This is a genomic window from Enterococcus sp. AZ089 (assembly GCF_050547225.1).
GTDB lineage: Bacteria > Bacillota > Bacilli > Lactobacillales > Enterococcaceae > Enterococcus_D > Enterococcus_D entomosocium.
On the sequence record NZ_CP172954.1, the window covers coordinates 408197 to 430994 of the forward strand.

A 22798-nucleotide genomic window follows, 5' to 3' on the forward strand; every position below is an offset into this window, starting at 1 on the left:
ACGAAGGTTTTTTGTTTTCAGAAATTTCACTCGTGATTTCTTTTCAAATAACGCCTTTTATAAAAAGACCAGAATTGATTCCTTCATAAAAAAGTCAAATTTAAATTCTTGCATTCTCTGGTGAGGGGTGTATAATGACACAGTGTCATATGACATCGTGTCATATCGAGAGCTGTGATTTATTTTAAATTAGAAAGGAGTTGCTTGTGATGCCGACCGATACATTTTTTCACTTGCCGCCGGAAAAACAAAAGCGCATCTTAAATGCGGCGAAAAAAGAATTCTCAAGGCTGCCGTTGAAAGACGCCTCGATCGCCAATATCATCAAAGATGCCGAGATTCCTCGTGGGAGTTTTTATCAATACTTCGAAAACAAAGAAGATCTTTATTACTATTATTTCCATACGTTGAAAAAAAATAGTCAGCGAGATCTGCTGAAATCGATCCAACATGAAAACGGGGATCTGTTTGCGGGGTTCGAATGGTACTTTTCACGGATGATCGCCGAGGTTTTCAAAGGCAAAAACGCAAACTTTTACCGCAATTTATTTATGAGTATGGATTATCGTTCCTTCCATAAAGTCGTTCCAGAGATGCAGCACAAGATGCATCAAGAACACAAAGCCGATCGGCAGAAGCAACAAGCCATCTTTTTGTCAGAGGTCGACAAAGATTTATTGAAAGTCAAAGACGACCATGAGTTGAAAATGCTGATCCAGCTGCTGATGCATACCGTCTTTTCGACGATTGCCGAAGCCTATCGCCAATCAGCATTTGATCCAGACTATGATCCTGCCGAAGCGATCGCTGATTTCAACAGTAAAGTCCGCTGGTTAAGAGAGGGCGCAAAAAAAGAAAGAGGGGAAACCTATGATTAAGCTGATAAAACGCGTATCCGTCATTTCCATAATCATGGCAGTGGTGTTTATGGTGATCCAAGTCGTTTCTGATTTGTATCTACCGACATTGACTTCCAATATTATCAACAATGGGGTGGCGACAGGGGACATTGATTACATTTGGAAAACCGGCTTTTACATGATCGGCTTTTCATTGATCAGTATCATCGCCGCTTTAGGAAATACGTATTTTGCAACAAGAGAATCACAAAAATTAGGACAAAAACTACGTTCGGACATTTACCAAAAAGTTGAGAATTTTTCTTCTCGTTCTTTCGATAAATTTGGGACCGCATCATTGATCACACGAACCACTAACGACGTCAACCAAATTCAAATGGTGACGCAAATGTTTTTACGTATGATGATCAATGCACCGATCACACTGATTGGGGCGAGCTTCTTGGCCTATCAAAAAGATGCCCAATTAACACGAATCTTTTTAGTCGTTATTCCTATCATGCTAGTATTAGTTGGCGGTATTATGTATTTTGCCGTTCCGTTATTCAAAAGTATGCAAAAGAAAACTGACCGTTTGAACTTAGTCTTTCGTGAAGGCTTGACGGGGGTCCGCGTTATTCGGGCATTTGACAAGACGGATTATGAAGCGAATCGCTTTGATCAAGCCAACAAAGATTACACCCACACCGCGATCAAAGTAAATACCATCGTGGCCTTGATGATGCCTTTGATGACGTTGATCATGAGTGGAACGAACATTGCCATCACATGGTTTGGTGGTCATTATATTGCCGAAATGACCTTAGAAGTCGGGAACCTGATTGCGTTTATGACTTATGCGATGCAAATTTTGATCAGCTTTATGATGCTGTCCATGATCTTCGTGATGGTGCCAAGAGCCCAAGCATCAGCTGACCGGATCAACGAAGTCTTAAATGAAGAAGATGAAATTCTCGATCCAAAAACACCAGCGACATTGAGCTTACAAGGGGATCAAGCAACCTTGACTTTTGACCATGTGGCGTATCGCTACCAAGGCGCTGAGAAATTGGCGTTGGAAGATATCGACTTCCAAGCAAAATCTGGTGATTTTGTTGCCATCATCGGTGGGACGGGCTCAGGGAAAACGACACTAGTCAATCTCTTGCCTCGTTTGTACGATGTGGAGTCTGGTGCAATCAAAATCAATGGGGTCAATATTGCAGAAATCACCCAGCACAATCTACGAGAAGTCGTGGGCTTTGTTCCGCAAAAAGCGGTACTGTTTTCCGGTACCATTCGTGAAAATATGAAATACGGAAAACCTGATGCGACAGACGAAGAAATCTGGCAAGCATTAGAGATCGCCCAAGCCAAAGATTTTGTCTCCGAACTGGCAGATGGCTTAGATAGCCGTGTAGAACAAGGCGGCGGCAACTTCTCTGGTGGACAACGTCAACGTTTAGCGATTGCTCGTGCGTTAGTGAAACAAGCAGATGTCTATGTCTTTGATGATTCCTTCTCCGCATTGGACTTCAAAACCGATGCAAACTTACGAGCAGCGCTGAAACGCGACATGCAAGACAGCATCATGGTCGTGGTTGCCCAACGGGTCAGCACAGTCATGGATGCCGATACGATCTTAGTATTAGATGAAGGACAACTCGTAGGGAAAGGGACCCATGAATCATTAATGGCAGACAATGAAACCTATCAAGAAATCGTTTCTTCACAATTGAGAGAGGAGGATCTTGCATGAGTGAAAAGAAAACAACAACACAACACCGTGGCGGACCAATGGGTGGCGGCCCGGGCCGTAACATCGGTGCCAAAGGACCAAAACCAAAAAACTTTTGGGGGACGGTCAAACGGCTTTTCGGGTACATGTCGAAACGCTCCATCGCTATCATTGCCGTCTTCGTTTTAGCGATCGCAGCCGTGATCTTCCAAATCCAAACACCGAAAATTTTAGGGGAAGCGACCACTGAAATTTTTAAAGGGGTCATGATCGGTACACAGCAGATGCAAGCCGGCCAACAGGTGACAGAATTTCCTATCGATTTTGAGAAAGTTGGTCAAATCATTTTGATCGCGATCGGCATGTATGTGATTTCAGCCGTCTTCAACTTTCTACAACAGTTTATTATGACCCGTGTCTCTCAACGAACGGTTTATGAGCTGCGTCGAGACTTAGATGAAAAAATGAACCGCTTGCCGATCTCTTACTATGATACTCACTCAAATGGGGATATCATGTCACGGGCAATCAATGATATGGATAATATCGCAAGTACCCTGCAACAAAACTTGACCCAATTTATTACGAGTGTCGTGACCTTTATCGGGGTTTTGTGGATGATGCTGACGATCAGTTGGCAACTGACTTTGATTGCTTTAGCAACGGTTCCTTTAAGCTTGATCGTCGTGATGATCGTCGCACCAAAATCGCAAAAATTCTTTGCGGCCCAACAAAAAAGTTTAGGATTGCTCAATGACCAAGTCGAAGAAACTTACGGCGGTCATACAGTAGTCAAAACCTTCAACCATGAAGCTGCCGATCAAGTCGTTTTTGAAGAAGAAAATGACCGTCTGTATTCTGCTGGTTGGAAAGCCCAATTTATTTCAGCGATCATTATGCCCTTGATGAACTTCATTAAAAACTTAGGCTATGTCTTCGTGGCTGTCCTTGGTGGAATCAAGGTAGCGAATGGGAACATGACGTTAGGGGATGTGCAAGCATTCTTGCAATACACCAATCAATTCTCTCAACCGATCACTCAAATCGCTAGTTTGCTAAACACCATCCAATCAACCGTTGCATCTGCCGAACGGGTCTTTGAAGTCTTGGATGAAGAAGAAATGAATGATGAGCCTTCTGGTTTACCAGTGGAAGACAGTGAATACAAAGTTCGTTTCGATCATGTTCAATTTGGTTATGCCCCAGACAAATTATTGATGACCGATTTTAATCTGGATGTCAAAGCTGGTGAGATGGTGGCTATCGTAGGACCAACCGGCGCTGGGAAAACCACGCTGATCAATCTCTTGGAACGTTTTTATGATGTTTCTGGCGGTAGCATTCGTTATGATGGCAGAGATACCCGAGACTTGACTCGTGATGAATTGCGTAGTAATATCTCGATGGTGCTGCAAGATACGTGGTTGTTTACCGGCTCCATCTATGACAACATTCATTATGGAAATGAAAAAGCGACCAAAGAACAAGTGATTGCTGCGGCGAAGGCTGCCCATGTGGATGATTTTGTTCGCAAATTGCCAGAAGGCTATGATACGGTTTTGAATGAAGAAGCCAGCAACATCTCCCAAGGTCAACGTCAGCTGATCACGATCGCCCGCGCCTTCTTAGCGGATCCGGACGTCTTGATTTTGGATGAAGCAACTTCTAGTGTCGATACGCGGACTGAGATCTTGATCCAGAAAGCAATGGGGCGTTTGTTAGAAAATCGGACCAGCTTTGTGGTTGCTCACCGTCTCTCTACGATTCGTGATGCTGACAATATCATCGTGATGAATCACGGATCTATTGTTGAAACTGGAAACCATGAGGAATTGATGGCGCAAAACGGTTTCTATGCAGACCTTTATAACAGTCAATTTTCAGAAGAAGTGGCGTGATCCACTGTTTGTAATGAAAGAAATTCTTCCCCAAATGATGATAAACAGACCGCCAAAGGTTGACTGAAAGAAAGCAGTGATTGTCACTGCTTTCTTTTTTTTTATGAATTTATATGGCTTTATTTTAAATATTTATTGCAATTATCTAGATAAAAATGTATATTAATACATAATTTCGAATGATCCAAGACAAGGAGTGAAATCAATGAGCCATCTTTTTCCTAATTACAGTCGTTTGCCCATCGATATCCAGCAAGGCAACGGCAGCTATGTGGTAGATTCGCAAGGGAACCAATATTTAGATTTAACAAGCGGCATCGGGGTCGTTAATCTCGGTTATGGTCATCCCAAAGTGCAAGCCGCGTTGATGACCCAAGCAGAGCAGATTTGGCATGTGCCGAATTTGTATGACAGCCAGCTGCAAGAAGAAGTTGCCCAAAAGCTGACCCAAAATCAAACGAGCGCCTCAGACGAGCCGTATCTGGCTTATTTTTGCAATAGTGGCGCTGAGGCGAACGAAGCTGCTTTAAAGCTGGCTCGCAAAGCGACTGGCCGTAGCAAAGTCATCAGTTTTGAACAATCTTTCCACGGTCGGACCTTTGGCGCGATGTCTTTGACTGGGCAAAGCAGTATTCACGATGGGTTTGGTCCGCTGGTACCAGAGATGGTTTATGTACCCTTTAATGACCTTGAGGCATTGCAAGCCGTTTTAGATGAGCAGACGGCAGCCGTGTTTTTAGAATTGATCCAAGGCGAAGGCGGCGTGATCCCTGCCGAGGTGGCGTGGGTCCAAGGGGTGGCAGCCCTTTGTCAGGAGCAGGGAGCACTGCTGGTGGTGGATGAGATCCAAACCGGGATGGGACGGACAGGAACACTGTTTGCTTTTGAAGGATATGGCATTGAACCTGATCTTTTTACCGTAGCAAAAGGGCTTGGTAACGGGATCCCTGTCGGAGCAATGCTAGGCAAAAGTCATTTGCAAACGGCTTTTGGACCCGGTAGTCACGGTTCGACCTTTGGTGGCAATAAATTAGCGATGGCCGCTGCTAGTGCCGTCTGCAGTGTGTTGCAAGAAGAGGACATTCAAGTCAATGTTCAATTGCGTCAGCAGCAGTTTTTCGACGGATTGCAAGGACTATCTAAGGTGCAGGCGATTCGTGGGAAAGGATTGATGATTGGTATCGAATTAGCAGATTCGGAAAGCTTGCAATCCGTGTTGACTCAACTGCGGAACCAAGGCCTCCTCGCATTAAAGGCGGGTACCAAGGTTTTGCGCTTGCTGCCACCCTTAACGATCTCGCAAGAGGAAACGAAAGCAGCCTTGGCGATTTTACAAGCGATCTTAGCATAATTGTATAAAAATAGATTTTTTGGGCATTTTTTCTTATAAAAACCGAATAACAGCGAATTTATTTTGAATAGTTTTATAAATAATCATTGACAGAGCAATGGGAGTTTCTTATAATCTTAAGTAAATTCTTTTGAGGAGTGACGTGTTTGAAGGCAGCAATCGTTGGTGTAACAGGGTATACCGGAATTGAATTGATTCGTTTGATCCAGCAGCATCCCCAATTGGAGGTGGGCACCTTGCATAGTCATTCTATGCATGAAAATTCATCAGTTTTGTATCCTCATTTAATTGGACTGACAGAGCAGCTGATCGAACCTTTTGATGCAGAAAAAATCCAAAAGGAAAATCAACTCGTGTTTTTTGCGACTCCTGCTGGAATCAGCAAAGAACTCGCAGCGACTTTTGTCGCAAATGACTTTCCAGTGATTGACCTTTCTGGTGATCTGCGATTGAAGGATCGGGATAGCTATCAAAAATGGTATCACCAAGAAGCTGCACCTACCGAGTTGTTGGTACAAGCGACCTATTCGCTGCCTGAGTTTGCAACGACTCCTGGCAATTTGATCGCCAATCCAGGCTGTTATGCGACTGCTGCCATTTTAGCGGCTGCGCCGTTGGTTCAGCAAAAACTATTCAGCGGTACGTTGATTTTTGATGGCAAGTCGGGCTTGTCGGGTGCTGGTAAGAAATTGACCGACAGCAGTCACTTTGCAACCGCTGCGGATAACATGACGATGTATAAGCCAAATCAGCATCAGCATATTCCTGAGATCATGCAGCAGTTTCAGCAATGGGATCAGTCAATGCCGCCGATCCAATTTTCTACCAGCTTACTGCCTGTCAAAAGAGGGATCTTTATGACGCTTTATGCGCCTATCAAAGACGCGATTTCGCAAGAGGACATCTATGAGCAGTACGTAAAAACGTATCAAGACCATCCGTTTGTCCGAGTGCAACCGTTAGGAAAGCTGCCCGAGCTGCGGCAAGTGACGGGAACGAATTTTTGTGACATTGGCCTATGTTTCAATCCGCTGACCCAAGTGTTGACCGTTGTCGCAGTGATCGATAATTTAGGCAAAGGGGCTGCTGGCCAAGCGATCCAAAACTTCAATCGATGGGCAAAGATACCAGAAACGACTGGTCTTATGCAAGCACCGTTATATCCATAAAATAGCCAACAGACGCGTGAGGATCCTCGTGTCAGCCAGTGGACAATCCGCAAAAAGGTGGCAAGTAGGAGGAAAGAAAATGAAAGAAATCGAAGGAACGATCGCAACCCCCAAAGGTTTTTTTGCCGACGGTCTGTATTGCGGTCTGAAGAAAGAGAAAGTCGATCTTGGTTGGATCGTCTCTGAAGTGCCAGCCAGTGCTGCGGCAGTCTTTACCACCAATCAAGTACAAGCGGCACCCATTCTCGTTACAAAGGAAAAAATGCAAGCAGGCACCTTGCAAGGCGTGATCGTCAATGCGGGCAATGCCAATGCTTGTACCGGGGAGCAAGGTTTAAAAGATGCACAAGAGATGGCAGAATTGGCAGCAGCCCAGCTACATACGAGTCCCGAAGCCTTTGCGGTAGCCTCCACCGGGATCATTGGTAAGAGCTTACCGATGGAAAAAATCACTGCAGGGATTCAGCAACTAAACAGGCAAGGGGATGCCCACCGATTTCAAAGAGCGATTTTGACGACGGATCTGACTGAAAAAAGCAGTGTTATCCAATCAACGATCGCTGACAAAACGGTGACTGTTGCGGGCTGTGCCAAAGGTTCTGGTATGATCCATCCCAATATGGCCACGATGCTGGCATTTGTTACGACGGATGCGGCGATCGCTCCAGCACTCTTGCAAGCACTGCTGAAAGAATTGACCGACGTTACCTTCAATCAAATCACGGTCGATGGCGATACATCCACCAATGATATGGTGTTAGTTTTAGCCAACGGGTTAGCCAAAAATCCAACGATCGAAGCCGATACGCCAGCTTATCAGGAGTTTAAAGGGATGCTCAAAGCAGTTCTGACCGCACTAGCCAAAGCAATTGCGAAGGATGGAGAAGGCGCCAGCAAATTGATCGAAGCTCACACGAGTGGAGCGGTGACGGATGAAGCAGCCCGAATGATCAGCAAAACCATCGTCGGTTCGCCGCTGGTCAAAACAGCCCTCTTTGGCAAAGACCCAAACTGGGGGCGTATCTTATGTGCAGTGGGTTATAGTGGGCAACCCATCGATCCAGCAACGGTATCGATCGCATTAGCCGACATTCCCGTCTTTGTCCAAGGGACACCGGTAGCTTTTGACGAAACCATCATGCAAGAACAGTTGGCGGAAAATGAAGTCAAAGTCGCTGTCGAGCTGAAAGAAGGGGCAGGTGTTGGCACCGCTTGGGGCTGTGATCTGACGTATGATTATGTGAAAATCAACGCACTATACCACACCTAATACAAATCAGGTACTAGACAAAAAGGAGCGAGTAGATGGAAACGATCGTAGTAAAAATCGGCGGTGTCGCCTCAGACAATTTAACCCCGTCATTCTTTGAGACTATAGCAGATTGGCAAGCTGCGGGCAAAAAAGTGGTCATCGTCCATGGCGGCGGTCACTACATCTCAGAAATGATGGAGAAAATGGCGTTGACAGTCACGATCAAAGACGGCCTGCGGGTGACCGATCCCCAGACGCTTGAAGTAACTAGAATGGTCCTTCTGGGACAAGTTCAACCGCTGATCACGACCGCTTTCCAGCAAGCCGGCTTCCATGCCGTAGGACTGAATGCCGGCTGTGATCAACTGATTCAAGGAGAAGTCATTGATGAAGAAAAATTAGGACAGGTGGGAAAGGTTCAACAAATCAACGCTGCTTTCCTGCAGCTCTTGACAGAGAAAAAACATGTTCCGATTTTGGCCCCACTAGGAATTACCCCAGAGGGGCAATGGCTGAACATCAATGCCGATGAAGTAGCGTGTCAGGTTGCTGCCAGCTTGCAAGCCGAAAAACTGTATTTGTTGACGGATGTTCCTGGCATCAAACAAGAAAGCAAGTGGTTATCAGTTGTTCCTTTTGAAGAGATCCCCCAACTGATCACCGAAGAAGTAGTCACAGGCGGCATGTTGCCCAAACTAAAAAGCGCCGAAAAAGCGTTGAAAGCAGGGGTCGCCTCTGTTTGTATCACGGATCGTGTCGACCGTTTGGGCACTCAGATCTTAGCTGCAACTCCAGCCGCAGCTGTTTGCGGTTAAAGCCTTTAGCGGCAATCCAACGCCTATCTTCCCCTCGTAAGATTGCAAAATTCTGACTTTTCTGTGCTTTTCTTCTTATTTTCTCTAAAAAAAGAATAAAATAGGTAGGGATTTCATTTGCTAGAATTTCGTTTTATCAGTACAATGAGTACATATGTAAGTAGGGGGAGAAACAATGACAGATTTCTTATTGGGGAGCAGTACGAAGTTGCTGACTGTTGCAATTCGGGTAAAAGACCGCGATCAAGCGATTGCCTTTTATCGCGATGTACTTGGCTTTGAGCTGAAAAGAGAAGAAAATGAGTTGGCCATCTTTGGTCTAAAAGGATTAGATAGAGAAGTTTTATGGTTGGAAGAAAGCCCGCGTGCCAACGACCATTTCGGTGAGATCAAAAAGATGCAGCGCATCGTTTTAGCCATATCCTCGCTAGAAGAAGCGGCAACTATCGCGAGCAATGCCCAACAAAAAGCGATTGCTTTCGAAGAAGCTCGTTATGAAGCGAATCAATTAGGCTTTATTATAGCGGATCCAGAAGGAAACAAAATCGAAGTCTTATTTACAGCACCCGCAGGAACTGCGGTACCAAAAGACGAAGCAGAATTGATCAAAGCGGCACCTGCAAAAGCGGCTGGCTTATCAAAAGAGGCTCATTTTGGCAAGCTGTATTTAAACGTCAGTGATTTAGCCAAAGAGCAGCTTTTCTTAGAAGAAAGCTTAGGATTGAAAACAAAAGAAGCCGAAACAAAGGAATTTATCCTCAATGATGGTGACTTCCAAGTTGGCTTGACTGAAGCACAAGGTGGTACGATCGACTTACCGAGCCACGAGGTGCTTGGCTTAGACTTCTTGAAAATCTCCATCAGTCAAGAAGATATCGATACATTGGAAAAACACTTGTCTGAGAAGAACCAAGAGTTTTTCATCGACAAAAAACGGCAATTGTTGACGACCTACGATGCGATCGGTATCGAATGGTGGTTTATCGTTAAAAAATAAAGTGTTTTGAAAGAAAAAGCAGCGAGGACTATTCTCTGCTTTTTCTTTTTTTTGTCAAAAAAAGAAACTTTTGTTTTTATTTCGCACGAAAGAGTGCAAAAACCTGTTACATCGATTCGAAGACCAATCATTGAAAAAACGGTAGTTTATCTGCATTAGTAGAACAGGTCCAATCTATTTTGAATTTCTTATTTAGTTATTTAATATTTGAAACGCTTGTCTTAAAACTTAATATAATAGCCATTATGATTCAAAAATCGCAAACATTATATTGAATTGTGGTTATTCTTAATTTATAATAAAAAAGAATCGAGATTCGATGGCTCTGGACGCGGAGGTTATTTGTTGTTATTAATGTATGCGGTTTCTTATGGTGTTGAGCAGTAACGGGAAGACAAGGAGTAGATGTGATGGAAAAAAAGTGGATACACCGATATTTTGCTCAGTGGGATCTGCAGATGATGGTACTGCCGGCGATCTTACTGGTAGGCATTTTTAGCTATATCCCAATGTACGGGATTTTGATGGCATTTCAACAGTACAATATTTTTGAAGGTATGACAGGCAGTCCATGGATCGGCTTTGATAATTTTCGGCGCTTTTTTAGTGAACCACGTTTTTGGGAAATTTTACGGAATACCATTATGATCAGTGTGCTAAAGATTGCTATTTGTTTTCCAGCACCGATTTTGCTGGCGTTGATGCTTAACGAGGTCAAGAACGTTGCATTCAAACGTGTGGTGCAGACGATTACTTATCTCCCACACTTTTTATCATGGGTGATCGTGGCGGGGTTTACGATGTCGATTTTATCGATGGATAACGGTAGCTTAAATATTGCTTTGGAGAGTTTAAACCTGATCGATGAACCAATCAACTTTTTATCGATCCCTCGCTATTTCTGGACGATCATCGTTACGACAAATCTTTGGAAATCGATTGGCTTTGGCTCGATCGTCTATATGGCAGCCATTGCTGGGATCGATCCGCAACTGTACGAAGCAGCATCACTAGATGGCGCAACGAAATTTCAGCAAGTCTTTTTGATCACTCTGCCTTCGATCGTTCCAATCATTACGATTTTTCTCATTTTGGAGATCGGCAACTTATTGAATGCGGGCTTTGAAGATTTGCTTTTACTTGGGAGCAATCCAGCTCTTAGAAATGTGGCGGATGTCATTGATACCTATGTGTATCGGGTAGGGATCAGCAACTCTCAATATTCATACGCAACAGCTGTTGGTTTGTTCAAAGCAGTCATTAGTGTCACTCTTTTGAGCGGAGCAAACTTTTTCGCACGCAAAGTGGGTCACAGCTTATGGTGATCAGCAGAGGAGGAAATGAACAATGAAGAAAAATTGGGGCGACCAAGCGATGATGATTTTTATCTACCTTTTCTTGATAACGCTTGCATTCTTGACATTTTATCCCTTCTGGAATTCACTGGTGATTTCCTTTAATTCTGGACGTGACACGGTGACCGGTGGGATCACGTTTTGGCCAAGAGAATTTACGTTGGAAAACTATCAGATCGTCTTTCAAGATCAGCGCTTGATGAATGCCTTTTTCATCAGTGTCTTACGGACAGTGATCGGGACGTTTTCATCGATCATGCTGACAGCGATGGCAGCATATGGAATGTCAAAAAGAGAACTGATAGGGCGAAAATTTATTACGATTTTTTTCATCCTCACGATGTTCTTCAGCGGCGGCTTGATTCCAACTTTTTTAGTGGTACGTTCACTTGGACTGATGGATTCTTTTTGGGTAATGATCATTCCTGGTCTGATCAGTGTTTGGAATATGATCATCTTCCGTACGTTCTTTCAGCAACTGCCGAAAGGATTGGAAGATTCAGCGAAAATTGATGGTTGTGGTTATTGGGGCACGTTTTTCCGAATCATTTTGCCGTTATCAGGTCCAGTCATTGCCACTTTGTCGCTATTTACCGCCGTTGGGCATTGGAATGATTGGTTTATGCCAAGCATCTACATTACTTCAGATCATCTGATTCCCTTGCAGACCTTTTTGCAACGAGTCTTGAATTCGAACACGGTGAGTTCGCAAATGAGTCAAATCGATTCTGGCTCAGCAGCACGTTTGGCGGAAATGACTGGTGTCACAGGAAAATCCTTGTCGATGGCGATCATGATGGTGGCGACTTTGCCGATCGTAATGGTTTATCCGTTTGTCCAAAAGTATTTTGTAAAAGGTGTATTGATTGGTTCGTTGAAAGATTAGCAGAGCAGGAGGAACTCTCTTGATTAGAGGAGAGAAGGAACGAAACGTTGAAAGGGGATAAAAGAATGAAAGCAAAGGTATTAAAAGGCGTGCTGTCAGTGACTGCGATGAGTCTCTTACTGGCTGCTTGCGGCAGTGAGTCAGGGACAAAAGAAAGTGATGGGGCGGCAGCGAATGACCGTGACAGTTCGGAGGTCTTTGAATTAGGTAGTGAACCGTTGGAGATCACGATGTTTGGTAATTATGATTGGTACACGATGGATCGTTGGGGAGATGATCCAGCAACTGCTGCTATCAAAGAACTGACCAAGGTAGATATTCGCGCAATCGATGGTGGCGGGAATGCAGCACAGCGGCTAAGCACAATGATCGCTGGCGATGATCTACCTGATTTTATTTGGCTTGATCGAGGGTCGGATGTGGAACGGCTGCGAGAAGCGGGTGCCTTAGTGCCATTTGATGATTACTTGGATAAGTATCCAAACTTGAAAGAATGGGCGGGAGAAGACATCCTGAACATGCTTCGTTCAGAAGACGGCAAACTTTATCAGTTTCCCAACTGGTATAGCTCGGAGCCTTTCGGGAATGCCGGTTATGTCGTCAATAAAGAGATCCATGATGCTTTAGGTGCGCCAGAATTGAAAACAACAGAGGATCTTTATGAGTATTTGAAAGAAGTTCAAACAGAGTTTCCTGATGTCATTCCATTTGAAACAGATGTCAGCGGACAAGGGATCAATGTCTTGTACTCAGCATTTGCAGAAGGGCGTTCACCAGCAGATATCCGCATTCGCGCTGTTCCTGAAGGCGACGTATTGACCTCGATCTTTGCCAATGAAAACTACGTAGAATCGATTGAATATGCGTCAAGACTGTACCGTGAGCGCTTGATGACCCAAGATACCTTGACCCAAGATGCAGATATGGTGGCAGAAAAAGTAACCAGTGGTCGTGTAGCTGTCTATGCGGCTGCCAGCCCGTCCAACCATGCTCGCGATGCCCATTACATCTTGCAAGAACAAAATCCAGATGCGGGGTATTTCTATATCGAGCCGATTGCAAAACCAGGACTAGATCCTGACAATATTTTCCCAGGTTCCTATGAAATGCTAGGGTGGAATGTCAGTGTCATTACTAGAAATGCAGAAGACCCAGAAAAAGTCTTTGCCTTCTTAGACTGGTTGACAGGACCGTTGGGCCAATCGATCTTGATGTTTGGTCCAGAAGGCCAGTATTGGGATGGCTTTGACGAAGAAGGCTATACGCAATTTACGGATGCCTATGCAGAAGACAGTGCAGGCGTTTCGGAGATTGAGCAAGCAACTTCAAGTTTCCAATGGAACGGCAACTCCGCCTTTTTAGACAATACCAAAACAAAATTTGAACTGAATCTTCCAGAAGATCAAATGAACTGGGCAACGAAATGGCAGCATGCCATCACTTGGGACACGCAAAAAGACGACACGGAATTTGCGGCGATCAACCCGATGCCAGACTCACCAGAAGGAATCATTCAGCAACGGATCAACGATATTTTTGAAGAAGCCAATGCTTCAGCGATCTTTGCTGACAGCGATGAAGAAGTGCGTGCCATCTTTGCTGAGGCGGAAGCCCAAGCACAAGCAGCGGGCTATCAAGAGTTGCTGGATTATCAAACAGAGAAATGGCAGCAAAATCTACAAAACTTAGCCCGCTAGAGGGTAAATCAGCTGATTAGAGAAAGGAGGCGGACTGATGGGAAATGAACGATGGTATCGTTGGTATGGTGCCAGTCAAGCGATAGCTAGTATGTTGCTTTTGAATGGCTACTGGTTACTGTTCAATCTGCCCGTTCTATTGCTAGCTTTGGGGCTGATTTTCCCCAGCTCTCCTCGTCAGTTTCTTTTCTCTTTGGTTGGTTTGATCATTAGTTTTCCTAGCATTCTTTTGCCAGCGACCTTTGCTTTATTTGGGGTCATGCGGCGCTGGTTGTACTATCAAGAACCACGACAGGCCATCGGAGGGACCTTTTGGCGGCTCTATCGGGGAAATTATCGGCGCAGTTTTGCCGCAGGCCTCTTTTTCGGTAGTCTCGCTTTGCTGCTGTTAGGCTCTTATCGCCAAATCGATTCCTTTCAGTTGCCCTTATTGGCTGTCGGCTATTTGTTTTTAAGTATCATTTTACTCGTGTGGTTGCTGTATTTTATCTGCGACAGTGTGCATTTGGCGGCACCCATGCGGCTCGCCTTGATCAAAAGCTTTTTCATCATCTTTTGGGCACCGTTGCAGACACTGATGTTGCTAGGGCTGTTGAGTGGCCTCGCTTTACTGCTCGTCTTGATCAATCCCTTACTCGCGGGATTGATCGTAGGGGGACTAGGTAGCCAATGTGCGTGTTACAGTTATTTGAGAATCATCCAAAAGGCGCAAGCAAAAGCTGCACCAGCCGATGAGTAATCTATGTAACACTGATTAGAAAAAAATCTGAAAACTATCCTTAATGGGTAGTTTTTTTCATTGGCGAAAAGTGCTAAAGTTAGAAGCAAGACAAGCCTGAAAGGAGCGAGTATGGAACGATGACAATGTACCCAAAAACAGTACAGCTCATTCAAGAAAAAATGCCGACCGTTTTCCCAGGAGCGGTGCTGCGTTTTATCGCTGGTGAAACCCAAGAGACCCAGGTATTCGGACAGGCAGCGCTTCTTCCGAAAACCGAACCTATGACGAAAGATCATTTGTTTGATTTAGCCTCATTGACGAAAGTCGTTTGTACAACGAGTGTTCTGTTAAAATTGTGGGATCAAGGAAAAATCGAGATGGAGGCGCCGCTTACTCGTTGGTTGCCAGCGTTTAAAGACGATCGGGTAACGATCAAGCACTTGCTGACGCATACGGCAGCCATCAACACGTGGATTCCTCATCGAGACCAGTTGGATGCTGCTGCCTTGCGCAAGGCGTATTTGCAGCTTGAAAGCAGTGATACGATCGGTCAAACGGTCAGCTATACGGATACTGGGACGATTTTGCTGGGCTTTTTATTGGAGGAGCTGTATCAAAAACCAGTGACCGAGATTTTTCAAGAAGAAGTCTTGACGCCTTTAGGCATGAAGAACAGCGGCTTTCCGCCTTTTCCTCCTTCACAGCTGCCATTGATCGTGCCTACCCAGCAGCAGCCAGACGGCAGTATCCTTAGAGGAATCACCCATGACCCAAAAGCACGAGTGCTGGGAAACCATGCCGGCAACGCCGGGTTGTTTTCTACCGTGGATGATTTGACGCTGTTCGTTCAACTGTTATTGGCAAATGGTCAGCAGCAAGGTGCGCCGTTTTTCTCAGAAAAAGTGATGCAGGCGCTGGCTCAGAGGCAGACGCCTGAAAGCACAAAGCCCCGCACCTATGGCTGGGACTTATTGGGTGCGCCGTACCAATTATTTCATACAGGCTATACAGGCACGTTTCTCGCAGTAGATATCCCTAACAAAAAAGCGTTTATTTTCTTATCGAATCGGGTCCATCCAGTGGATCATCGAGAAAGCTACTTGGGTCATCGTGACGAAATCCTGCAATGTTACTTAAAAGAATCTGCCGAATAAGCGGATTCATGCTATAATATGCACGAACAACTAGAGAGGGGAACAATTATGGAACCATTGTTTATGAAACCTGTTTTTCAAGAAAAAATCTGGGGCGGCAGTCGCCTGCATTCTGTTTTTGGTTTTGATTTACCGAGTGACAAGATCGGTGAAGATTGGGCGATCAGTGCGCATCCTCATGGGGTGAGCGTCATTGAAAATGGTCCGTTTAAAGGCAAAACATTGGCGGATCTTTGGCAAGACCATCAAGAACTGTTTGGACATTCAGACGAACCAGTCTTTCCATTATTAATTAAAATTCTAGACGCGGAAGATGATCTATCCGTTCAGGTCCATCCTGATGACACGTATGGGCTAGCCCATGAAGGGGAATTAGGGAAAACGGAATGCTGGTACATTATTGATGCCGAACCAGGTGCGGAAATCATTTATGGCCACCACGCACAAACCAAAGAAGAACTTGCGGAAATGATCGAAGCGGGTCGTTGGGATGATTTGTTAACAAAAGTCCCTGTGAAAAAAGGCGATTTCTTCTACGTGCCAAGTGGAACGATCCACGCCATTGGGAAAGGGATCATGATCTTAGAAACCCAACAAAGCTCGGATACGACTTATCGGGTGTACGACTATGATCGTACTGATGATCAAGGACAAACACGGGAGCTGCATATCCAACAATCAATCGATGTGACGACGATTCCTGCACGGACGCCAGAATTATCGATCCGTGAAGTCAAACAAGGACAATCAGCAGTCGTTACCTATCTTGAAACGCCATTTTTCAATGTGTATGAATGGGAAGTACGTGGGAAATTATCTTTGGCACAAAAGGCCGATTATACCTTGATGACCGTGATTGATGGGTATGGGCAGTTGATGATCGACGGTCATTCCTATGAACTAAAAATGGGCACGAGCTGCATTTTGCCAAACCCGATCAAGAAATGGGAATTGGTTGGTGAATTGACTGTCATTGCCTCTGAACCTGGAAAAAAATAAAACGATCAGTAAGTGACGTGATTCGCACAAGCAAAACAGCACACGTTCCTGATTTTTCGTAAGGCTGAACGCGTTCAGCTGCCTGTCATCATTGGCGATTTTTCCGCTTTTGACTGACAGGTTTTTTCGTATGGACACTCACGATAGACGTCTGAGCAAGATTTGTTATAATGGCAGTAATGAAGGATAGGTGAAAAGAATGGTTTACTTAGATCATGCAGCAACGACACCGCTGCACCCAGAAGTGATCAAAGTGATGAGTGAGACGATGCAGACATTTTTTGGCAATCCATCAAGCATTCATCATTATGGTCGAGATGCCCACACCCAATTAGAATTGGCTCGTCAAGCGATCGCTCAGCAGCTAGGGGTCAAGGAACATGAGATCATTTTTAACAGTGGAGGTACCGAAAGTGATAATACAGCGATCATCGGTACAGCCCTTAGCAAACAAGCACAAGGCAAACATATCATTACGACCCAGATCGAACATCCGGCGGTCATTGAGAGTATGCGCTATTTAGAAGGCTTAGGCTTTGAGGTGACCTATTTGCCCGTAGATCAAAAGGGGCAATTGGCCGTCAGTGAAGTTGAGGCTGCCTTACGTCCCGATACGATTTTAGTATCCATAATGACGGCAAACAATGAAACGGGCAATTTGTTGCCGATTGCAGAAATTGGCGCCCTTTTACGGGAGCATCCCGCCGTTTTTCATACCGATGCCGTGCAAGCTTATGGCAAAATCCCGCTTGAAATCAATGAAAATAGCATTGATCTCCTAAGCATTTCGGCTCACAAAATCAACGGACCAAAAGGGATCGGCTTTTTGTATAAACGAGATGGCTTGTCGCTACCTTCGCTACTCCACGGTGGCGAACAAGAAGAAAAACGGCGAGCAGGGACGGAAAACTTGGCAGCCATCATGGGAATGGCCAAAGCAGCTTCTTTGCATACCCCCGAAGCGCAGCAAGCAGCGGCAGAACAATATCAAACGTTTGCCGATGTGCTGATGGAGACCTTAGCAGCACAAGGCGTTGATGTTCAGTTGAATGGTGATCCAGCACACAAATTGCCCCATATTTTGAATCTGCGTTTCCCAGGGGTCAGCAGTGACTTGTTACTGATGAAATTGGACTTAAAAGGAGCCGCCATCTCGACAGGCAGCGCTTGTACGGCGGGCAATGTTGAACCCTCCCATGTGCTAGAAGCGATGGTAGGCAAAGAGCATCCAGCTATCCGGGAATCGGTCAGAGTCAGCTTTGGCTATGGCAACACATTGGCGGAAATCGAAGCATTTGCTCAGCTATTAGCAGAAACTGTCTTAGCAACGAAAAAGTAGGAGAACAGCTAGCAATCTCGCTGAAAACTATTTATAATGAAAGAAATGATGTTAAAGAGGTGAAGAACATGGTATTTGAAACAACAGCAACCGTTTTAGGCGCAGCAACCCAATACCGCATTGCTCCTGAAGCAAAAAAATATACGTTGCGGGACAATGGCTTTACAGAAACGAACGGCGGCAACTTCCAATTGATTCGTGGCCTTGAAGCAACACCCCAAAGCAAAGAAGGATTTAAATTAAAAATCACTGTTGCAAAAGATCTGCAAACCTTCAAGATGTCGATCACGACAGCCAATGGATTAAAAGCAGTCAATATTTTCAAAGATGAACAGCACAAAATGCTGCAAGAAAAATTTTACTTTTTAATGGATGGTTTTATCAGCCGCGGGTTGTTTGTCAAAGCGTAAGCTTTTGTCAAAAGCAGCTATACCGTTCAAAGGGCAAGAAGTGTGTCACTCCGCCAAACAGGCAAGGGATTGATACACTTCTTTTGTATCTTTGCCGGTTTCTTTTTATACTAAAGTAAACAAACCTAAGCCGTTCTCAGAAAGTGGATACGTTGAGACGAGAAAGAAGGAATCCAGATGAAACGAACCTTAAACAAGCAATCCGTGTTAGCCGTTGGAATGGGGACTTGGCATATGGGGGATGACCCTGCTAAGGAAAAAGCCGAGATCGATGCGCTGCAAGCGGGCATCAAAGCCGGAGCGGCTGTCATCGATACCGCAGAAATGTACGGCGAGGGAAACGCAGAAACGCTAGTTGGCAAGGCGATCCAGCCCTTTACACGAGGGGATCTTTATTTGATTTCAAAAGTTTATCCCTGGAATGCCTCCGCAGATGAATTGCCGAAAGCTTTAGACCGTAGCTTAGCGCGTTTAGGCACCGACTATCTTGATCTGTATCTGCTCCACTGGCGAGGAGATGTGCCGTTAGCAGAAACAGTTGACGCACTAGAAGCTGCCAAAGCCTCTGGAAAGATTCGTGCATGGGGCGTCTCTAATTTTGACGTGGCAGATATGGAGGAGCTGTTGCGGTTAGAAAACGGCGATCAATGTGCCGCCAACCAAGTACTCTATAATTTAGGTGCCCGGGGGATCGAATACGATCTTTTGCCTTGGCAGGCAGAGGCTGAGATTCCGGTGATTGCCTACTCACCCATTGCTCAAGGCGATCGGCTAGGGCACCACTTCAAAAATGATGAAGTGGTGAAAGAGCTGGCAGAAGCCAAAGGCTGCACGATTTTTCAGCTGCTTTTGGCATGGACCCTTCGACAACCCCACGTCTTAGCGATCCCCCAAACCAGTGACTCGCTGCATATGCTGCAGAACATTGAAGCTACCAAAATCGTTTTTTCCAAAAGCGAATTGGCGACAATCGATGCACGCTTTCCGGAGCCAACGAAAAAGCAGCCGCTAGCGATGATTTGAAGACCCTAATCACAGAAAAAAGCAGTAAAGTAAGGAGCGACTATGAAATTTTTTACGTCTGATACCCATTATTTTCATGCAGCCTTGCTCGGGGACAATGACTTTGCCCCACGCCCCTTTGAGACAGTGACGCAAATGCATGAAACGATGATCGCTAGCTGGAATGAGGTCGTTGCGGATAAAGATGTCGTTTATCATTTAGGGGATGTCGCGATGCACCCTGCTTATGAAGCAGGTTTTCCAGAAATTGCGGCGCTGTTAGCACAGCTGCAGGGCAAAATCGTTTTTATCAAAGGCAATCATGATACCCGGGCTTTCTTTGCGTACTTGCGCAAGCATGATCCTGGTTGTTTGGGAGCCCAAAAGTATGCGTTTGAAGATGTTGGTGTTTTGCTGAAGTTTGCTCATCAGCAATTTTTACTAACCCATTATCCTATGCTGCTGGGGATCACCAAAAACAGCCGCAATCTGCATGGGCATATCCATCATCATAGTGTACCAATCGCTGAGAATCTCAACGTAGGAGTCGATGCACCGGAATTGGCGTTTCTGCCGCAGCCGCGTCCCTTCGGTCGACCAGTTTCCGAAAATGAACTGGCGGTGCTACATCATGCAAAGCAACAAGAACTTGCCAAGCTAGCTCGTTAACAGATAACAAGAAAAGCAAGCATCCAAACAGATTCGGGTGGCTTGCTTTTTTTGTGATGACTTTGACAGCAAGCTTTGATTAAGGAAATTTTTTTGATAAAAATAAACTTTATATGTAAAAAATAATCGATTCCAAGAGTTATTATTTGATGGATATTTAAGAAATGTGTATGCTTTAAGTAGAAAGCAGTAAAGGAGGTTGCCAATGCGTAAGATTTCTAAAGTGATTTTTATCATCGGATTGCTTTTACTCTTACTTGTCTTTTATTTTGGGATCATCGCCAATCAGCAAGCGGCTTCATTGCCTGTTTACTTGATTCCTTTGGATGAATATCCTTGGGTCGGATCTTCCATGAGTATGCTGCTCTTTTGGTTATCTGTTGGCTTTGCTATTTTTACAGTGATCGCACTCTTTGTCGTTTTGTTTTATCCAAAACGCTCAGACCGCTTGATCATTCCCCATAAGACAGGCGATTTAGTGATTCAGAAGAAGGCGTTAGAGCATTTTGTGCTCGAGCGGGTGAAACAAGCAGATTTCATCCATCAGCCATCGGTAAAAATCAAAATCGTCAAGAATAAAGTAGCGGTAAAAATCGATGGAGAAATGAAACAAACAGCAGCCATCCCGCAAAAACAAGAAGCTTTGGTTGGTGAGATCAGCAGCAGTCTGCAGCAGCTTTTCGGTATCGAAAGCAATATCCAAACGGAAGTTGTTTTAAAAGATACGCAAGAAACGCCAGCAGCCCATGACCAACCGCGTGTAGTTTAGGAGGAACAGGTATGAGTGAATGGTTCTACCACTATAAGATCCCGCTTATCTTTGCAGGTTTCGGTTTGATCCTAGCGATCCTGTTTCTAACGATCGGCTTTTTGAAAACCATACTGCTGGTGCTATTTACGGCACTAGGTACGTATCTGGGATTTTATCTCAAAGAAGTCGGATTCTTTGAACAATTTCAAAGACCGCGCCGTTAACTTTGGTAACATTATTAGTTTAATTTATATCAAGATTATAGTAGGAGGAATGTACGATGGAAAACCAAACAAAACCAACAACAGGTGTTAAAGGAGAATTAACTTACGAAGATAAAGTGATTCAAAAAATCGTAGGCATTGCATTAGAATCTGTAGACGGACTCTTAACAGTCGATGGCGGTTTCTTCTCAAATATTGCAGGTAAATTAGTCAACACCGATGATGTGACTTCAGGGATCAACGTTGAAGTTGGGAAAAAACAAGTGGCAGTCGATCTTGATATCGTTGCAGAATATGGCAGCGACATGACCACGATTTACGACCAAATCAAAGAGGTTGTTTCAACACAAGTCAACAAAATGACGAATTTAGAAGTCATCGAAGTAAACGTGAATGTAGCAGATGTCAAAACACGTGAACAATTCGAAAAAGACTCTGAAACAGTTCAAGACAAAGTAAGCAGTGCGGCAGAAACAACTGGCGACTTTGCGTCAAAACAAACACGTAAAGCCAAAGGTGCCTTCAACCGGACAACGACGCGTATTCAAGAAAACAACGAACCACGCGTTCAATAATAGCAAGATAAGCAAAAGACTAGCTGCGGCTAGTCTTTTTTTGTCCCACAAAAGGTGTATTTTTGCAGCTTCAGCCGATCAGAACATCAAAGCCAAAAGCTCCAATAATGGATTCCTTCTGCTTGAAAGACATCGTTAGGATAGCTTTTCTCATAATGGGCTTTTTCGGGGGAATCATTAGGATCGAATACTTGAATCGTTCCTTCTTTGTTCAAAGCCAATACCATAATATGTCCGGATGTCGTAAAGGTTCCTGCTTGAACCGAGACCACGACGGGAATGCCATGTGTCATTTTCTCATAGGCAGCCTCAAATGAACTTCCTAAATCGGCAAATTGGTAACCGAAAGCTTCGGCAAACTGAGAAAAGATTTGCCAACTTGTTCCTTGTTTGGGAAGATAAAATTGATCGCCAGCCCACTCCAATAGTTTGTCAGGATTCGACGGATGATCCGTCCAAAAAGAATCGATCATAGCTAAAGAAGCAATAGCGCACCCGTTTGCCGCAAACGTATTTTGCTCTTCTCCATATCCATACGTGTTATTGCCCCAGCGTTGATCGGTTTGTACAATCAACGGCAGTTGCTGCGTATCTGCCATCGCTTGTTGAAGAGCTTGATTGGCTTGGCGAGTGAACTGTTTTGAGACAAGCGCTGTCTGATCAAACGCAGCATCCCTGACCTGATCAATCACGTAATGAATGACAAAAACACCACCGATGAGAAAAAGCAGCAGTGCAAGGCTCTTTTCTTTCTTCCCATCGTTTCTCCTCGTTTTCGATATCCTTGTGTGCAATCGCATGAAATGCCCCTCCTCGTAAAGTAATATCTAAGAGAAGTATAGTCTTTTTCTAATAAGAGCATTTCTGCATTTCCTGAAGAATTTCATACGATTTTATGACAACCACCATTTGAAAAGTAAGTTGTTACTGTTTGGACAGCTGTCGATGACAGACACA

The 22798-nt window shown here is 44.7% G+C and carries 22 protein-coding genes; 21 read left to right on the top strand and 1 reads right to left on the bottom strand.

The features are described 5' to 3' along the window. The first annotated feature begins 209 nt into the window (after positions 1 to 209). From IGJ01_RS01950 to IGJ01_RS02050, 21 genes are all read left to right on the top strand, one after another. Positions 210 to 878: a TetR/AcrR family transcriptional regulator gene (locus IGJ01_RS01950; protein WP_005232294.1), complete on the top strand. Its 669-nt coding sequence runs from the start codon at positions 210 to 212 to the stop codon at positions 876 to 878. Next, the gene (locus tag IGJ01_RS01955) at positions 871 to 2598 is read left to right on the top strand and encodes an ABC transporter ATP-binding protein (RefSeq protein WP_008376197.1); all 1728 of its coding nucleotides are present in this window, start codon (positions 871 to 873) and stop codon (positions 2596 to 2598) included. Before IGJ01_RS01950 ends, IGJ01_RS01955 begins: the two co-directional genes overlap by 8 nt. Continuing rightward, on the top strand, positions 2595 to 4475 hold the full coding sequence (locus tag IGJ01_RS01960) for an ABC transporter ATP-binding protein (RefSeq protein ID WP_061053672.1): 1881 nt from the start codon (positions 2595 to 2597) through the stop codon (positions 4473 to 4475). The genes IGJ01_RS01955 and IGJ01_RS01960 overlap by 4 nt, the downstream gene beginning before the upstream one ends. 205 nt (positions 4476 to 4680) lie before the next feature. Continuing rightward, a complete protein-coding gene (locus IGJ01_RS01965) occupies positions 4681 to 5826 on the top strand; it encodes an acetylornithine transaminase (RefSeq protein ID WP_087664812.1) in 1146 nt (381 codons plus the stop codon). 146 nt (positions 5827 to 5972) lie between these two features. After that, complete coding sequence (gene argC / locus IGJ01_RS01970; protein WP_430601334.1) at positions 5973 to 6995, top strand: N-acetyl-gamma-glutamyl-phosphate reductase; 1023 nt, start codon at positions 5973 to 5975, stop codon at positions 6993 to 6995. Between the two features lie 79 nt (positions 6996 to 7074). Further along, positions 7075 to 8265: a bifunctional glutamate N-acetyltransferase/amino-acid acetyltransferase ArgJ gene (argJ, locus tag IGJ01_RS01975; protein ID WP_430601335.1), complete on the top strand. Its 1191-nt coding sequence runs from the start codon at positions 7075 to 7077 to the stop codon at positions 8263 to 8265. 35 nt (positions 8266 to 8300) lie between these two features. After that, positions 8301 to 9062 (top strand): acetylglutamate kinase, encoded by a 762-nt coding sequence (gene argB / locus IGJ01_RS01980; RefSeq protein WP_142424165.1) that lies wholly within the window; start codon positions 8301 to 8303, stop codon positions 9060 to 9062. 175 nt (positions 9063 to 9237) lie between these two features. Then, a complete protein-coding gene (locus IGJ01_RS01985; RefSeq protein ID WP_016609582.1) occupies positions 9238 to 10059 on the top strand; it encodes a VOC family protein in 822 nt (273 codons plus the stop codon). A 410-nt stretch (positions 10060 to 10469) separates the two neighbouring features. Then, a complete protein-coding gene (locus IGJ01_RS01990; protein ID WP_005232278.1) occupies positions 10470 to 11384 on the top strand; it encodes an ABC transporter permease in 915 nt (304 codons plus the stop codon). A 22-nt stretch (positions 11385 to 11406) separates the two neighbouring features. Then, positions 11407 to 12300, top strand: a complete 894-nt coding sequence (locus IGJ01_RS01995; protein WP_005232275.1) for a carbohydrate ABC transporter permease — start codon at positions 11407 to 11409, stop codon at positions 12298 to 12300. Between the two features lie 65 nt (positions 12301 to 12365). Then, the gene (locus tag IGJ01_RS02000; RefSeq protein ID WP_016609584.1) at positions 12366 to 13997 is read left to right on the top strand and encodes an extracellular solute-binding protein; all 1632 of its coding nucleotides are present in this window, start codon (positions 12366 to 12368) and stop codon (positions 13995 to 13997) included. 37 nt (positions 13998 to 14034) lie between these two features. Beyond that, entirely contained in the window at positions 14035 to 14736 is a 702-nt protein-coding gene (locus IGJ01_RS02005; protein WP_430601336.1) for a DUF624 domain-containing protein, read from the top strand. 119 nt (positions 14737 to 14855) lie between these two features. Beyond that, positions 14856 to 15872, top strand: a complete 1017-nt coding sequence (locus IGJ01_RS02010; protein ID WP_086299028.1) for a serine hydrolase domain-containing protein — start codon at positions 14856 to 14858, stop codon at positions 15870 to 15872. 45 nt (positions 15873 to 15917) lie between these two features. Beyond that, complete coding sequence (gene manA / locus IGJ01_RS02015) at positions 15918 to 16871, top strand: mannose-6-phosphate isomerase, class I (protein WP_176257035.1); 954 nt, start codon at positions 15918 to 15920, stop codon at positions 16869 to 16871. Positions 16872 to 17070: 199 nt separating this feature from the next. Further along, positions 17071 to 18210, top strand: coding sequence for a cysteine desulfurase family protein (locus IGJ01_RS02020; protein WP_016611430.1), 1140 nt, complete (start codon positions 17071 to 17073; stop codon positions 18208 to 18210). 68 nt (positions 18211 to 18278) lie between these two features. Then, complete coding sequence (locus IGJ01_RS02025) at positions 18279 to 18620, top strand: DUF1831 domain-containing protein (RefSeq protein WP_430601337.1); 342 nt, start codon at positions 18279 to 18281, stop codon at positions 18618 to 18620. Positions 18621 to 18797: 177 nt separating this feature from the next. After that, complete coding sequence (locus IGJ01_RS02030) at positions 18798 to 19643, top strand: aldo/keto reductase (RefSeq protein WP_008376169.1); 846 nt, start codon at positions 18798 to 18800, stop codon at positions 19641 to 19643. Positions 19644 to 19685: 42 nt separating this feature from the next. Then, a complete protein-coding gene (locus IGJ01_RS02035) occupies positions 19686 to 20291 on the top strand; it encodes a metallophosphoesterase (RefSeq protein ID WP_005232261.1) in 606 nt (201 codons plus the stop codon). Between the two features lie 205 nt (positions 20292 to 20496). Then, the gene (gene amaP, locus IGJ01_RS02040) at positions 20497 to 21060 is read left to right on the top strand and encodes an alkaline shock response membrane anchor protein AmaP (RefSeq protein WP_005232260.1); all 564 of its coding nucleotides are present in this window, start codon (positions 20497 to 20499) and stop codon (positions 21058 to 21060) included. Between the two features lie 11 nt (positions 21061 to 21071). Continuing rightward, a complete protein-coding gene (locus tag IGJ01_RS02045; protein WP_005232259.1) occupies positions 21072 to 21266 on the top strand; it encodes a DUF2273 domain-containing protein in 195 nt (64 codons plus the stop codon). 56 nt (positions 21267 to 21322) lie between these two features. After that, positions 21323 to 21841, top strand: a complete 519-nt coding sequence (locus IGJ01_RS02050; RefSeq protein ID WP_005232258.1) for an Asp23/Gls24 family envelope stress response protein — start codon at positions 21323 to 21325, stop codon at positions 21839 to 21841. An 86-nt stretch (positions 21842 to 21927) separates the two neighbouring features. On the opposite strand, the gene IGJ01_RS02055 is transcribed toward IGJ01_RS02050, so the two are convergent. Then, positions 21928 to 22641, bottom strand: a complete 714-nt coding sequence (locus IGJ01_RS02055) for a C39 family peptidase (RefSeq protein ID WP_430601338.1) — start codon at positions 22639 to 22641, stop codon at positions 21928 to 21930. Between the last annotated feature and the right edge of the window lie 157 nt (positions 22642 to 22798).

What these genes read in the sequence shown, in the direction of transcription:
- IGJ01_RS02010 (WP_086299028.1), top strand. Translation starts at nt 14,856, where the DNA reads ATGACAATGTACCCAAAAACAGTACAGCTCATTCAAGAAAAAATGCCG.
- IGJ01_RS02020 (WP_016611430.1), top strand. Translation starts at nt 17,071, where the DNA reads ATGGTTTACTTAGATCATGCAGCAACGACACCGCTGCACCCAGAAGTG.
- argB (WP_142424165.1), top strand. Translation starts at nt 8,301, where the DNA reads ATGGAAACGATCGTAGTAAAAATCGGCGGTGTCGCCTCAGACAATTTA.
- IGJ01_RS01995 (WP_005232275.1), top strand. Translation starts at nt 11,407, where the DNA reads ATGAAGAAAAATTGGGGCGACCAAGCGATGATGATTTTTATCTACCTT.
- IGJ01_RS01965 (WP_087664812.1), top strand. Translation starts at nt 4,681, where the DNA reads ATGAGCCATCTTTTTCCTAATTACAGTCGTTTGCCCATCGATATCCAG.
- IGJ01_RS02025 (WP_430601337.1), top strand. Translation starts at nt 18,279, where the DNA reads ATGGTATTTGAAACAACAGCAACCGTTTTAGGCGCAGCAACCCAATAC.
- IGJ01_RS02050 (WP_005232258.1), top strand. Translation starts at nt 21,323, where the DNA reads ATGGAAAACCAAACAAAACCAACAACAGGTGTTAAAGGAGAATTAACT.
- IGJ01_RS01960 (WP_061053672.1), top strand. Translation starts at nt 2,595, where the DNA reads ATGAGTGAAAAGAAAACAACAACACAACACCGTGGCGGACCAATGGGT.
- amaP (WP_005232260.1), top strand. Translation starts at nt 20,497, where the DNA reads ATGCGTAAGATTTCTAAAGTGATTTTTATCATCGGATTGCTTTTACTC.
- IGJ01_RS02045 (WP_005232259.1), top strand. Translation starts at nt 21,072, where the DNA reads ATGAGTGAATGGTTCTACCACTATAAGATCCCGCTTATCTTTGCAGGT.
- IGJ01_RS02030 (WP_008376169.1), top strand. Translation starts at nt 18,798, where the DNA reads ATGAAACGAACCTTAAACAAGCAATCCGTGTTAGCCGTTGGAATGGGG.
- IGJ01_RS02035 (WP_005232261.1), top strand. Translation starts at nt 19,686, where the DNA reads ATGAAATTTTTTACGTCTGATACCCATTATTTTCATGCAGCCTTGCTC.
- IGJ01_RS01955 (WP_008376197.1), top strand. Translation starts at nt 871, where the DNA reads ATGATTAAGCTGATAAAACGCGTATCCGTCATTTCCATAATCATGGCA.
- IGJ01_RS02055 (WP_430601338.1), bottom strand. Translation starts at nt 22,641, where the DNA reads ATGCGATTGCACACAAGGATATCGAAAACGAGGAGAAACGATGGGAAG.
- IGJ01_RS01990 (WP_005232278.1), top strand. Translation starts at nt 10,470, where the DNA reads ATGGAAAAAAAGTGGATACACCGATATTTTGCTCAGTGGGATCTGCAG.
- IGJ01_RS02005 (WP_430601336.1), top strand. Translation starts at nt 14,035, where the DNA reads ATGGGAAATGAACGATGGTATCGTTGGTATGGTGCCAGTCAAGCGATA.
- IGJ01_RS01950 (WP_005232294.1), top strand. Translation starts at nt 210, where the DNA reads ATGCCGACCGATACATTTTTTCACTTGCCGCCGGAAAAACAAAAGCGC.
- argJ (WP_430601335.1), top strand. Translation starts at nt 7,075, where the DNA reads ATGAAAGAAATCGAAGGAACGATCGCAACCCCCAAAGGTTTTTTTGCC.
- IGJ01_RS01985 (WP_016609582.1), top strand. Translation starts at nt 9,238, where the DNA reads ATGACAGATTTCTTATTGGGGAGCAGTACGAAGTTGCTGACTGTTGCA.
- IGJ01_RS02000 (WP_016609584.1), top strand. Translation starts at nt 12,366, where the DNA reads ATGAAAGCAAAGGTATTAAAAGGCGTGCTGTCAGTGACTGCGATGAGT.